This window comes from Streptomyces sp. NPDC046303, assembly GCF_055588085.1.
This window is the reverse complement of sequence record NZ_JBVJFA010000010.1, coordinates 209,145-222,105: the sequence shown is the minus strand read 5'-3', so window position 1 is coordinate 222,105 and position 12,961 is coordinate 209,145. Positions and strand designations below refer to the sequence as shown.

Sequence of the window (12,961 nt, the reverse complement as noted above, 5' to 3'; positions counted from 1 at the left end):
CCTTGGCAGAATCCGATCATGCTGAGCATCGGAACGATCGTGATGGGCGCCGCGGACGTGCGCAGGGCGGCGGAATTCTGGAGCCGGGCGCTGGGGTACGTCCCGCGCGACGGCGAGGTCGCGGACGGCTGGACCGTGCTGGTGCCGGCCGATGGCGCCGGGCCGGGCCTGGCCCTCGGCCGCAGCGACTCACCCGTACAGGAGCGGCCGCGGGTCCACCTCGACCTGTACGCCGCCGACGCGGCGGAGCAACGGGCGGAGGTGGCCCGCCTGGTGTCCCTGGGGGCCCGGCACGTCGACTGGGACTCCTACCCCGAGGACCCCGATTTCGTGGTGCTGGCCGACCCGGAGGGCAACCGTTTCTGCGTCATCGACACCAGCCACGGCTGAGACTTAACACCTGCCGATCGCTTCCTTAAGCGGAACCTAAGGCTCTCCACCGCCGCCCCGTAACGAACGAATGTCCGTTTCGGGGCGGCTAGCGTGCTGCCGCACCCCCAACTCCCCAGTAACAAAGGCAGGCACGCGATGAGCAGGACAGTCGGTCACCGGCGCAGGACGAGCCGTACGGCGAAGGTCACGGGCACGGTCGTCGCCGCGGCGGTGATCGGTGGCGCGGCCTTCGCGTTCACCGGAACCGCGCAGGCCGGCTCCGTCGGAGCCGTGTATACCAAGTCCAGTTCCTGGCAGGGCGGTTACACGGGCCAGTACGTCATCACGAACGACACCGGGCAGAGCCGCGCCGACTGGACGCTCCGGTTCGAGCTGCCGGCGGGCGTGCGGATCGACTCGCTGTGGAACGGGGTCCACACGGTCGACGGGCAGCGCGTGACGGTGAAGCCCGCGAGCTGGAACGGGCAGTTGGCGGCGGGTGCCTCCGTGACGGTCGGCTTCGTCACGAGCGGACCGGGCGGACCGGGCGGACCGGGCGGACCGGGCGGACCGGGCACCCTCGGCGACCCGACCGGATGCCGTATCGACGGGCTCAAGTGCTCGGTGGACCAAGGCGCCACGGCCGGCCCGAGCGGGCGCCCCACCGTCCGTCCCAGCTCCGCGCCGACGCCGGCGCCCACGTCCACGTCCACGGCCACCGCCTCCCCGACCGCGAGCTCCGGCCGGCCGACCCGGACCACCTCGCCCGCCCCCACCGGGACCGCCCCGGCCATCCCCGGCGCGCGGTTCGCCCCGTACGTGGACACCTCCCTGTACCCCGCGTACGACCTGCTCGACACGGCGGCGAAGACCGGGGTGAAGGAGTTCCACCTCGCCTTCATCACCTCCGGCGGCGGCTGCGCGCCGCGCTGGGGCGGTGTCACGGACCTCGCGAGCGACAAGGTCGCCGCCCAGATAGGCGCCCTGCGGGCCGAGGGCGGTGACGTCCGGGTGTCGTTCGGCGGGGCCGCCGGCCACGAACTGGCGCTGAACTGCGCCACCGTGGACGAGCTGGCCGCCGCCTACGGGAAGGTCGTCGACCAGTACCGGCTCACCAAGGTCGACTTCGACATCGAGGGCGCGGCCCTGCCGGACACCGCGGCCAACGCGCGCCGCGCCCAGGCCATCGCCCGGCTGCAGACGTCGCATCCGGACCTGGACGTGGCGTTCACCCTGCCCGTGATGCCGGAGGGCCTGACCCAGCCGGGCGTGGCCCTGCTGGCCGACGCGAAGAAGAACGGCGTGCGGATCGACGCCGTCAACATCATGGCGATGGACTACGGGCCCGCCTACAGCGGGGACATGGGCCGGTACGCCATCCAGGCCGCGACGGCCACGCAGGCCCAGCTCAAGGGGGTGCTCGGGCTCTCCGACGCGGCGGCGTGGAAGGCGGTCGCCGTCACCCCGATGATCGGCGTCAACGACGTCGTCAGCGAGGTCTTCACCGTCGCGGACGCCACCGAGCTGGTGGACTTCGCGGCGTCGAAGGGGATCGGCCGGCTGGCGATGTGGTCCTCGGCGCGCGACCGGCAGTGCGCGGCCGGAGCCGTCAACCACGCCGACGCCACCTGCAGTTCCATCCTCCAGCAGCCGCTGGCCTTCACCCAGGCGTTCGCCGCGTTCAGGTAGCGAGGATGCCCGCGCGCGCGGCGAGGCCGAGTGCCACATCGAGCCGCGGCGCGGGCCCGTCCACGCCACGGGCCGGTGCCAGCAGCGCCGCAACGGCGGCTTCGTCCGCCGTGCGTTCCCGCGCCGTCGCCACGAACCGCTCGACGGCTTCGGCCAGGGTCCGCCGCTGCCCGTACGGGACGTCGCGCGCGTCGACGGCCAGTTCGAGGAACTCCTCGTGCGAGCCGGCCCAGGGCGCGGCGCCGTCCAGTCCGTCCTCGCTCAGCTCGTCCGGGTACGGAATGCGGTGCCACGCGCCGTCCTGCCACCAGTAGACGAAGCCGAAGAGGTTGCCGGCGGCGTCCTCGCGCAGCAGGTCCCACGGCAGCCATGCGGGGCCGCCCGCGAGGAAGTCGATCTGCTGATCGTCGACATGGGTGTGGCTGCCGTCCGGGTCCTGGCCGCAGAACACCGCGCGTGCCCCGTCGAGCAGGGTCAGGCGCCACCATCCGCCGGCGCCGGTGGAGTGGCACCACACGCCGTCGTCGTCGATGGCGAATTCGGTGCGGTCGCCGCAGGCGGCGTCGAGCATGGCCAGGGTCGCTGCCCTGGCCCAGAGCAGATCGGGACGGTCCAGGTCTTCGGGCCGGCTCGGTGCGTGCATGGGTGGGGGTCTCCTCCCGTACGGCCGGGCCGTGCGCTGCTCCTGCGCTCCGGTCCGGCGCTGGTCCTGTGTGCCGGACAAGATTCGCACGGCTGTGCCTCCGGCTTCCCACCTGCGTCAATTCCCGCCCCACCCCGTCTCCCGGACCCGCTCGCGCCAGTTGATCGCTCGGGCGCGCACGCACGCCGACGGCCGCAGCCGCGCCGACGGCCGCGCGTCCGCCATCCACTGCCGACCGAGTCGAGGAACGACATGCTCCTGCCCCTGAACCGACGACTGGCCCTCGGTGCCGCCCTGCTGGCCGTGCTGGCCGGTGTGGCACCGGCCACCGCCGCCCACGCCGCCGAGTCGCCCGCCGACCTCCAGGCCCTGGTCCGGGCCCTGCGCCAGACGACCGACGCCGGAGCGCCCGGGGCGATGGCCCGGATCACGGGCCCCGGCGGGGTCCAGTCCAGGGCGGTGGGCGTACGCGACCGGGCCACGGGCGCGGCCATGGACACGCGCTCCCGCTTCCGCATCGGAAGCGTCACCAAGACGTTCTCCGCGGTGGTGCTGCTGCAGCTCGTGGCCGAGGGCAAGCTCCGGCTGGACACCCCGGTCAACCACTACCTGCCGGGGCTGCTGCCGGACGGCCGGATCACGGTGCGCCATCTGCTGAGCCACCGCAGCGGGCTGGCCGATTACACGGACGCCATGTTCGCCCGGACCGTGCCCGGTTTCGAGGCCGTGCGCACGAAGGTGTTCAGCTACCGGGAGCTGGTGGACCTCTCCCTGAAGGAGCCGAGGACGACCGAGCCGGGCGCGGCGTACGCGTACTCGAACACCAATTTCGTCGTCGTCGGCATGCTCATCGAGAAGGTCACCGGGCATCCGGTGGGCGAGGAGTACGAACGCCGCGTCATCAGGCCGCTGGGCCTGCGGAACACCTCGTACGTGCACCCCCGGACGCGGATCGACGGCCGGCACGCACGCGGCTACCTCCACCCGGACGAGGAGGGCGCACCGCTGGTCGACTCCACCGAGCAGACGGTGTCCTGGGCGCAGTCCGCCGGGGCGGTCATCTCCGACCCGGCCGATCTGAACACCTTCACCTCCGCGCTGCTCGGCGGCAGGCTGCTGAGCCCGCGGATGCTGGAGGCCATGCTGAAGGCGACCCCGACCGACGCCGCCCGCACCCGCTTCTACGGGCTGGGGCTGCGCCGCTACGACCTGTCGTGCGGCACCTCGGTGTACGGCCACACGGGGACCGTGCAGGGCTTCTACACCTACGCGTTCAGCACCCGTGACGGGCGGCGCAGCCTGACCGCCATGGCGAACACCTCGAACCGGGGCGCCGCGAACACCGCCCTGGGCGGCACGCTCGAAGCCGCCTTCTGCGGCAAGCGGTCCACGTCGGCCACGCCGCGCGGCTTCGCCGTCGCGCCGGCCGAGGCGGACCTGCCGGAGCGCCACGCGCGCTGAGTCCCGGCCGCCCGCGCCCCGTCCGGGGGTAGCCCGCGGACGGGGCGCCGGGGATCATGGCAGGACGCCGGTCCGCCGGCCGCGCCCTGCCACCGAGCCCTGGAGATACGTGTGTCCTCCGCGTCGAGTTATGCGTCCGGTGCCTGCGATGTGCCGCTGCTGGGCGACACCATCGGTGAGAACCTCGACCGCACCGTGCGGCGGTTCCCCGGGCACGACGCCCTGATCGACCGGGCCCCCGGGCGCCGTTGGACGTACGCGGAGCTGGCGGCCGACGTCGACGCCCTCGCGCTCGGCCTGCTCGGCCTCGGCATCGCCAAGGGGGACCGGGTGGGGATCTGGGCGCCGAACCGCGCCGAGTGGACGCTGGTGCAGTACGCCACCGCCCGGATCGGGGCGGTCCTCGTCACCGTGAACCCCGCCTATCGTTCGCACGAACTCGAGTACGTCCTGCGGCAGTCCGGGATGCGGCTGCTCGTCGCGGCGGAGCGGTTCAAGAGCTCCGACTACGCTGCGATGATCGCGGAGGTCCGGCCGAGCTGTCCGGAGCTCGAGTTCACCGTCCTGCTGGAAGGGCCCGAGTGGACCTCCCTGCTGGAGACCGGGCGGCAGGGCGACCGGGCCGACCTGGTCCGGGCGCAGGCGGCGCTCGGCGCCGACGACCCGATCAACATCCAGTACACCTCGGGGACCACGGGATTCCCCAAGGGGGCGACCCTCTCGCACCACAACATCCTCAACAACGCCTTCTTCGTGGGCGAGTTGTGTCACTACACCGAGCGCGACCGGGTGTGCATCCCGGTGCCCTTCTACCACTGCTTCGGCATGGTGATGGGCAATCTGGCGTGCACCAGCCACGGCGCGGCCATGGTGATCCCCGCGCCGTCGTTCGACCCCGCGGCCACCCTGGCCGCGGTCGAGGCGGAGTCGTGCACCTCGCTGTACGGGGTCCCCACCATGTTCATCGCCGAATTGGCGGACCCCGGGTTCGACGGGTACGACCTGTCCAGCCTGCGGACGGGGATCATGGCGGGCTCGCCCTGCCCGGTCGAGGTGATGAAGGAGGTCATGGAGCGGATGGGCATGGCCGAGGTGTCCATCTGCTACGGGATGACGGAGACCTCGCCGGTGTCGACGCAGACCCGCGCGGACGACTCCGTCGAGCGCCGGGTGTCGACCGTGGGCCGTGTCGGACCGCACCTGGAGGTGAAGGTGGTCGATCCGCAGTCCGGCCGGACGGTGCCCCGCGGGGAACCGGGCGAGCTGTGCACCCGCGGCTACTCGGTGATGCTCGGCTACTGGGGTGAGCCGGAGCGGACCGCCGAGGCCGTGGACGCGGCGCGCTGGATGCACACCGGCGACCTGGCGGTCATGGACGAGGACGGCTATCTGAGCATCACCGGCCGGATCAAGGACATGGTGATCCGCGGCGGGGAGAACCTGTATCCGCGCGAGATCGAGGAGTTCCTCCACACCCACCCGGACGTTCTGGACGTCCAGGTCATCGGCGTGCCCGACCCGAAGTACGGGGAGGAGCTGATGGCGTGGGTGCGGATGCGCGAGGGCGCCGAGCCGCTGACCGCCGCGGACGTGCGCGCGTTCTGCGACGGCCGGCTCGCCCATGTCAAGATCCCGCGTTACGTGCACGTCGTGGAGGAGTTCCCCATGACGGTCACCGGGAAGATCCGCAAGATCGAGATGCGCGAGGCGGCGGCCCGCCTGCTGGACCTTCCGTCCGGCAGGCACTGAGGGCCGCCGCCCCACTCCGGGCGTGGATCAGCCCTTGCCGAGGAGCCCGTTCATGGTGGCGATCTCGGCGCTCTGGGAGGTGATGATGGCCTCGGCCATCGTCTTCGCCTCGGGGAAGGCGCCTTCGGCCCGCTCCGTCTTCGCCATCACGACGGCGCCCTCGTGGTGCTTGATCATGAGCTCCATGAAGGCGGTGTCGAACGCCTTGCCGGAGGCCTTGCCCAGCATCCGCATCTCGTCGGCGGTCATCATGCCGCCGCCGGCGCCGTGGCCCGCGTGGTCGGCGCCGCCCGCGGCGGGCACCTGCTCGCCCCACGAGGTCAGCCACCCGGACAGGGTCCTGATCTCCGGATCCTGAGCCTTCTTGATCGCCTCGGCGAGCTTCTTCACCTCCGCGGACTCGGCCCGGGAGGGGACGAGGTCCGCCATCTCCACGGCCTGGCGGTGGTGGGGGATCATCCCCTGGGCGAAGGCGACGTCGGCGGCGTTGTGCTGCCCCTGCGCGGCGGGCGAAGAGGCCGAGGCGGACGGGGACGGGGACGAGGACGTGGCGGAGTGGCCGCCGTGCCCGGCGGCTGCGCCGTCGTCGGCCGCACCGCAGGCGGCGAGGACGAACGAGGCCGTCGCGGCGGCCGCCACGGCGGCGGTACGGCGGATCAGGGAACGGTTCTTGCTCATGGTGGTACGACTCCTTGACGCGTGAGGACAGGGCGGAGCGCGGCAGCCCGGTACAGGGGCGCCGTGCGGGCCGCTCTAGATGCGCAGGAGTTGCAGTTCCGCGAGGTCCGGCGGGGCGCGCCCGCTCTCGGCGGGCGTCGGCGCACGGGTGGCGAACAGCGCGGCCGCCGGCGCGCCCGGCAGGGCGGCCGCGAGCTCGGGCGGCGCGTACGGCGTGGCGATCCCGGTCGCGGCGCAGGTGGCGTCCGCGTGGTGGACGTGGCCTCGGCCGTCGGCGCCGTGCGAGCAGTCCTCACCCGTCTGGTGGTGGCCGGAGCCGTGCCCGGCGGCGGCGACCGCGTGCGCCCGTTCGGGCATGACGGGCGTTCCCCCGGTCCCCAGCCCGTGCATGGCCAGCACACCGGCCAGTACGGCGAGCACCAGCAGCAGGCGGCCGGGCCCGGTGGGGCGACGGCGCGACGGCTGTGGGGCGGCGATCATGCGGTCATCCTACGATCCCGTTCCCCCCGCGCCGCGGAGGGACCCCGCGGCGGCGCGTCCGCGGCGGAGCCGAGGGGCTTTCCCGGCCACGATCGGCGCCCCGCGACCGGGCCTTCTGACAATGTCCGGATCAACGCCGTCCATAACGGCCGGGGGACGCTACGATCACGGCATGATCACAGCCGGCCCGCGACGCACCTCGCGCGTGGGCTTGTTCGCCGGCATCCTGAGCGCGCTGCTCTTCGCCGTGCTGCACTGCTCGTTACCCCTTCCCGCGGACGGGCACCTGCCGTCGGGGACCGGTTCCGCGTCCGTCTCCCTCTCCCTCTCCGCCTCCATCGGCGCGGCCGCCGCCGACACGGCACCTCATCACGCGGCCCACCCGGCCCACCCGGCCCACCCGGCCCATCGCGATCACCGGAATCATCGGGACCACCCGGACCACCACGTCGACTGCCTCTCCCCCGGCCTGGCCCCGCAGGCGCAGAACCAGACCCGCCACCCGGCGGACGCGGAGCCCGCGCTCCCCCTCACGCCCGACGCCGATACCGCGTCGGCGGACCCCGCCGCATCCCGCGGCGCCGGCGCCGCACAGCCGGCGCGGACCGGCCGCACCACGCTAACCAGCGCGTGCCGATGGCGCATCTAGACCGCTCGCGTACCGCATGAGCGACGTCCTGACGCATCATCGAGCGAGAGCGAACCCATGGATTCCTCCACCACCCACGTGACACCCCCTGCCCGCACCTCCCTGTCCGGGCTGGTCGGCAACACCCCCCTGCTGCGCGTATCGGAGCCGCTGGCCCCGGCGGGCCGCGGTTTCTGGGCGAAGCTGGAAGGCTTCAACCCCGGCGGCATCAAGGACCGTCCGGCCCTGCACATGGTCGAGCGGGCCCGCGCCCGGGGCGATCTCGAGCCGGGCGCCCGGATCATCGAGTCCACCAGCGGCACCCTCGGGCTGGGCCTGGCCCTGGCCGGCATGGTCTACGGGCACCCCGTCACCCTGGTCACCGACCCCGGTCTGGAAGGGTCGATGACCCGGCTTCTGACCGCGTACGGGGCCCAGGTCAACGTCGTCGGCGAACCGCACCCCACGGGCGGCTGGCAGCAGGCCCGCCGGGAACGCGTCGCCCAGCTCATGGCGCGGCATCCCGGTTCCTGGTGCCCCGACCAGTACAACAACCCCGACAACACCACCGCGTACACGCCGCTTGCCCTGGAACTGGCCGCCGAATTGGGCCACATCGACGTCCTGGTGTGCAGCGTCGGCACCGGGGGACACTCCGCGGGGGTCTCCCGCGTCCTGCGCCGGCTCCACCCCGGTCTCTCCCTGGTCGGGGTGGACACCGTGGGCTCCACCATCTTCGGCCAGCCGGCCCGGACCCGGCTGATGCGCGGCCTCGGTTCGAGCATCTATCCGCGCAACGTCGCCTACGACCAGTTCTCCGAGGTGCACTGGGTCGCCCCGGCGGAGGCCGTGTGGGCCTGCCGCCGGCTCGCGACCTCGCACTACGCCACCGGTGGGTGGAGCGTCGGGGCGGTCGCCCTGGTGGCCGGGTGGCTCTCCCGCACGCTGCCCGAGGACACCCGGATCGCCGCCGTCTTCCCCGACGGGCCCCAGCGCTACCTCGGCACCGTGTACGACGACGACTACTGCGCGGCCCACGGCCTGCTCGACGGCCCTCCGGCCCCCGAACCCGACGTGGTCGGCCGGCTGGACGAGAAGGAGGTCACGCGGTGGACCCGCTGCGCTTCCGTCGTCGACCCGCTCACCCTCGGCGGGGACGGCCCACGGGAGCGGGCCCGGTGAAGACGACTCTCGCACAGGTCCGTTCGTACGAGGGCAGCGTCCAGCTGCTGATGGTCAACCAGTTCACCATCAACCTCGGCTTCTACATGCTCATGCCCTATCTGGCCACGCACCTGGCCGGGCCGCTGGGGCTCGCCGGGTGGACGATCGGGCTGATCCTCGGCGTGCGCAACTTCAGCCAGCAGGGCATGTTCCTCATCGGCGGGACGCTGGCCGACCGCTTCGGGTACAAGCCGATGATCATCGCCGGGCTCGTGCTGCGCGTCGTCGGATTCGCGACGTTCGGCCTGGTCGGCTCCGTGCCCGCGCTCATCGCCGCCTCCGCGGCGACCGGACTGGCCGGGGCCCTGTTCAACCCGGCCACCCGGGCGTACCTGGCCGCGGACGCGGGAGACCGCCGGGTCGAGGCCTTCGCCCTGTTCAACGTCTTCTACCAGGCGGGCATCCTGCTGGGCCCGCTGGTGGGCATGGTGCTGACCGGGGTCGGCTTCCGCCTCACCTGCCTGGTCGCGGCCGCGGTCTTCGCGGTGCTCGGCATCGTGCAGGTCCGGGCGCTGCCGGCCCGCCGCGGCAACGACGCCGCGGACCGGAAAGCGGGCCCGCGCGAGGGCGTGTTCGCCCAGTGGCGCGGCATCCTGGCCAACCGGCCGTTCCTGCTCTTCTCCGCCGCCATGGTCGGGTCCTACGTCATGACCTTCCAGGTCTACCTGGCGCTCCCGCTGGACGTCCGGCGGCTGGTGGGCGAAGGCCCCTCCGGGACGGCCGCGGTGGCCCTGCTCTTCGCCGGGTCCGGGCTGAGCACCGTGCTCTTCCAGACCCGGGTCACCGCCTGGTGCAGGTCCCGGATGGAGCCGGGGCGGGCCCTGACGCGGGGGCTGCTGGTCATGGCCGCGGGCTTCCTGCCCCTGGCGGTGGCCACGGCGCTGCCCGTACCGGAGGGCGGCCTCGGACGGTGGCTGCTGGCGGCGGTGCCCGCCGTGCTGTCCGGGCTGCTGCTCGCCCTGGGCACGATGATCGCCTACCCGTTCGAGATGGACACCATCGTCCGCCTCTCCGGCGATCGGCTGGTGGCCACGCACTACGGGCTGTACAACACGGTCTGCGGCGTCGGCATCGCCCTCGGGAACCTGCTCACGGGTGCGGCCCTGGACGCGGCCCGGGCGGCCGGGATCTCCGCGCTCCCCTGGCTGGGACTCGCCGCCCTCGGCCTGGGCTGCGCGGCCGCCCTCCACGTGCTGCACCGCTCCGGCCGGCTCGATCGCGCCGGGCAGGGGGCACGCGCCGAGGCCACGGCTGCCTGACGGACCGCCCGCAGGTCCGCAGGTCCGGCCGTCCGTACGTCCGTGAAGTGCGGGGGCGGCCACGCCGTCCCGTCCGCCCCCGCACGCGCGCCGCTGCCCGTATGCCGAGACCTTCCCGGCCCCATCCGGCCTGCGCACGCGAAGATCAAGCCATTGCATCCGCGATGCAACTTCTTTATCGAAAAGGCGGGTTACCGTCCCGCCATGAATTCGAACACGCGGAGACCCGCTGCCCACTCACCCAGTCGCCGCACCCTCCTGCGCTCCGCCGTGGCGGGCACCGCGGCCGCCGGGGCGGGTCTCGCCCTCGGACCGGCGTTCCCCGCCTCCGCCGCCACCGCGGAGGCGGAGACCACGGACCGGCCGGTCACTCCCGCCCAGGCCCTGCGCCGGCTGGCGGCCGGGAACGAGCGCTGGCGCAGGCAACTGCAGCAGCATCCCCACGAGTCCGCCGCGCTGCGCCGCCGACTGGTCCTGGGACAGCACCCGTTCGCGATCGTGCTGGGCTGCGTGGACTCACGGGTGCCTCCGGAGCTCGTGTTCGACCAGGGCCTGGGCGACCTCCTGACCGTCCGGTCCGCCGGTGAGGTGCTCGACGAGGCCGTGCTGGGCAGCATCGCCTACGGGGTCCTCGAACTGCACATACCGCTGGTGCTCGTACTGGCCCACCAGTCGTGCGGAGCCGTCGCCGCGGCGGTCCACGCCGACGAGACCGGTGAGCCGCTGCCGGCCCACGTCCAGTACCTGGCCGACCAGATACGGCCCTCCATCGACCACGACCAGCACGGCGAAGCCCGTATCGACGCCACCGTCAACGCGCACGTGCGCCGGGTCCGCGACCGCCTGGCGGCCGAGACGGACCTCGCCGGAAGGGTGGCATCCGGCGACCTCGCCGTGGTGGCGGCCCGCTACGAGCTCACCGACCAGCGCGTGCGCACCTTCTCCTAGTCCGGTTCACCGGCCCGCTACTAGGTACAGCCCAGGTCCTGCGTGGTGGTGGCCGCCAGGTGGTCCACCACCGCGCGCAGGCTGCCCCTGCGCCGGAACACCTCGCGCTGGCGTTCCGCGCCGGTGCCCCGCCGGCACAGCTCGGCGAAGAGCCGCTCGGCCTCGGCGAGGTCGCCCGTCGCGTCCAGCCCGGGCTCGGCGCGGCGCAGCAGCGCGGCGGTCAGGGTGTGGGCGGGCACCGTGTCGCCGGTCAGCGGGTCGATCCCCTCGCCGTGGTGGCCGTAGCGGGCGGCGAAACGGTGGGCCGCCCGCAGCCGCCGGGACGGGACGTCGGGCGGGGGGCCGCCGTGCTCCTCGGCCTCGGCCGCCAAGGTGGTGCACAGGCCCCTGATCAGCAGGGCCAGCAGCACGGTGGTGTCGAGGTCGGCGCTGACGTCGGCGATGCGGATCTCGAGGGTGGGGACGTGCTCGGACGGGCGGGCGAACCAGTAGATCATCCCGCGGTCGAGGATGACGCCCGAGCTGACCAGGGCGTCCGCGGTGGACTCGTAGCCGGCCGGAGTCAGCAGCGGCGGGGGGCCTGCGGTGGGCCAGCGTCCGAACTCCACTGCGCGCCAGTCGGCGAAGCCGCTCTCCAGCCCGCCGGCGAACGGGGAGTTCACCGCGAGCGCCTGGAGCGCCGGGAGGTAGGGCCGTACGCGGTTGGCCAGGTCCAGGGCCCCGGTGTGGTCGAGGGTGCCGATGTGTACGTGACAGCCGCACACCGCCCCCAGCCTGCCGTCGACCACCTCGCTGTAGACGCCGGCCATGCGCCGGTAGCGCGGGCCCTCGGTCACCGGGACGGGATCGTCCGGAGGGACCACGGCCGTGCCCGTACCCACCAGCAGGCATCCCGCGTCCCGTGCGGCCCGGCCCGCGGTGGCCCGCAGGGCGGCCAGCTGTTCGCGCAGCTCCGTGCCGGTGCGGACGGGCTGGGTGCAGACCTCGAGCTGGCAGGTGTAGAACTCGGCCTGGGCCTGGTCACCGAGCACAGGAGTCAGTGACCCGAGGACCTTCGGCGCCCGGGGTACCGGCGCCCGCGTGCGGGCGTCCACGAGGAAGAACTCTTCCTCGACTCCCATGGTGAGCACGGCAACCCGCCTCCGTCGTCAGAGGGTGCGACCGGACGGCACCCCCACCCGATTCAGGCTCCCGCGCCGTTGTCGCCCGGCCGCCGTCGTGGCAGGCGTCTGCCCCCTACAGTGTCCTCCATGCGCGGCCGAAGGGCGCTCCGGGCAGGTCACCGAGGTCGTCGCCGTGGAGAGCGGGCCGGTCACACCCGGTTGCGATCCTCGCCTTCGCGGTGAGCCGGATCGCCGGGGCCGGGGCCGGGGCCCTGGCGAGCGGGTCCGGCTTCCCCGAGGCCGCGTACCGGCTCACCGTGCCGCAGACCCTGCTGAACGGCGAGTACGAGCCGGCCCAGGACCTGTCGCAGACGGAGGGCGCGGCAGCCCTCGAGGGCACCTGCGACCCGAAGATCCGCAACCTGGAGCCGGTGGCCGCCCGTACGCCGCCGAGTCCCGGAAGGGAATCGCCGCCCTCGCATCACGGCCGCCTCCGGGGTGACCGTCTCCTGCCAGGTGCTGACCATGGCGCAGGAGGGCGCGAAGACCACCCTGCCGATGTGCGCCTGGGCGGACGAGAACACGGGCGCGTCGGTCGGCGTCGTCACCCCGGAGACCGCGCTCCAGGACCCCCGCTCCGTGGACCTGGCCAAGATCGCCGAGACCACCGTCCAGGTCCGCACGGAGACCAGGCAGCCGATCGGCTGAGGAGGAGCGGAGCGCCCCG

13 protein-coding genes are annotated in these 12,961 nt (G+C 73.3%); 9 read left to right on the top strand and 4 right to left on the bottom strand.

The genetic code is table 11. The features are described 5' to 3' along the window. Positions 1-18: 18 nt before the first annotated feature. Both ACZ6I1_RS13680 and ACZ6I1_RS13675 read left to right on the top strand, forming a co-directional pair. On the top strand, positions 19-390 hold the full coding sequence (locus ACZ6I1_RS13680) for a VOC family protein (RefSeq protein ID WP_469286656.1): 372 nt from the start codon (positions 19-21) through the stop codon (positions 388-390). A gap of 138 nt (positions 391-528) precedes the next feature. Then, positions 529-2,061 (top strand): glycoside hydrolase family 18 protein, encoded by a 1,533-nt coding sequence (locus tag ACZ6I1_RS13675; RefSeq protein ID WP_469286654.1) that lies wholly within the window; start codon positions 529-531, stop codon positions 2,059-2,061. Here ACZ6I1_RS13675 and ACZ6I1_RS13670 read toward each other — a convergent pair. Then, entirely contained in the window at positions 2,054-2,704 is a 651-nt protein-coding gene (locus ACZ6I1_RS13670; protein ID WP_469286652.1) for a hypothetical protein, read from the bottom strand. The two genes, ACZ6I1_RS13675 and ACZ6I1_RS13670, sit on opposite strands and share 8 nt — an antisense overlap. A gap of 252 nt (positions 2,705-2,956) precedes the next feature. On the opposite strand from ACZ6I1_RS13670, the gene ACZ6I1_RS13665 reads away from it, so the two are divergent. Further along, positions 2,957-4,165 (top strand): serine hydrolase domain-containing protein, encoded by a 1,209-nt coding sequence (locus ACZ6I1_RS13665; RefSeq protein WP_469286650.1) that lies wholly within the window; start codon positions 2,957-2,959, stop codon positions 4,163-4,165. Positions 4,166-4,264: 99 nt separating this feature from the next. Beyond that, positions 4,265-5,914 carry an AMP-binding protein gene (locus tag ACZ6I1_RS13660; RefSeq protein WP_469286738.1) on the top strand — a complete coding sequence of 550 codons (1,650 nt, stop codon included), beginning with the start codon at positions 4,265-4,267 and terminating at the stop codon, positions 5,912-5,914. 27 nt (positions 5,915-5,941) lie between these two features. Here ACZ6I1_RS13660 and ACZ6I1_RS13655 read toward each other — a convergent pair whose 3' ends face one another. Beyond that, a complete protein-coding gene (locus ACZ6I1_RS13655; RefSeq protein WP_469286648.1) occupies positions 5,942-6,592 on the bottom strand; it encodes a DUF305 domain-containing protein in 651 nt (216 codons plus the stop codon). Between the two features lie 75 nt (positions 6,593-6,667). Beyond that, entirely contained in the window at positions 6,668-7,072 is a 405-nt protein-coding gene (locus tag ACZ6I1_RS13650) for a DUF6153 family protein (protein ID WP_469286646.1), read from the bottom strand. A gap of 172 nt (positions 7,073-7,244) precedes the next feature. Here ACZ6I1_RS13650 and ACZ6I1_RS13645 point away from each other — a divergent pair, with 172 nt between their 5' ends. The 4 genes from ACZ6I1_RS13645 (at position 7,245) to ACZ6I1_RS13630 (ending at position 11,131) form a co-directional block, all read left to right on the top strand. Further along, entirely contained in the window at positions 7,245-7,721 is a 477-nt protein-coding gene (locus ACZ6I1_RS13645) for a hypothetical protein (protein WP_469286644.1), read from the top strand. 57 nt (positions 7,722-7,778) lie between these two features. Further along, positions 7,779-8,882 (top strand): PLP-dependent cysteine synthase family protein, encoded by a 1,104-nt coding sequence (locus tag ACZ6I1_RS13640; protein ID WP_469286642.1) that lies wholly within the window; start codon positions 7,779-7,781, stop codon positions 8,880-8,882. Next, positions 8,879-10,183: an MDR family MFS transporter gene (locus ACZ6I1_RS13635; RefSeq protein ID WP_469286640.1), complete on the top strand. Its 1,305-nt coding sequence runs from the start codon at positions 8,879-8,881 to the stop codon at positions 10,181-10,183. Before ACZ6I1_RS13640 ends, ACZ6I1_RS13635 begins: the two co-directional genes overlap by 4 nt. Before the next feature lie 204 nt (positions 10,184-10,387). Next, complete coding sequence (locus ACZ6I1_RS13630) at positions 10,388-11,131, top strand: carbonic anhydrase (RefSeq protein WP_469286638.1); 744 nt, start codon at positions 10,388-10,390, stop codon at positions 11,129-11,131. Positions 11,132-11,151: 20 nt separating this feature from the next. Here the strand turns inward: ACZ6I1_RS13630 and ACZ6I1_RS13625 are convergent, their stop codons facing one another. Further along, the gene (locus ACZ6I1_RS13625) at positions 11,152-12,252 is read right to left on the bottom strand and encodes a carboxylate-amine ligase (RefSeq protein WP_469286737.1); all 1,101 of its coding nucleotides are present in this window, start codon (positions 12,250-12,252) and stop codon (positions 11,152-11,154) included. A gap of 507 nt (positions 12,253-12,759) precedes the next feature. Between ACZ6I1_RS13625 and ACZ6I1_RS13620 the strand changes: the two genes are divergently transcribed. Next, positions 12,760-12,942, top strand: a complete 183-nt coding sequence (locus ACZ6I1_RS13620) for a hypothetical protein (RefSeq protein ID WP_469286636.1) — start codon at positions 12,760-12,762, stop codon at positions 12,940-12,942. Positions 12,943-12,961 lie beyond the last annotated feature (19 nt).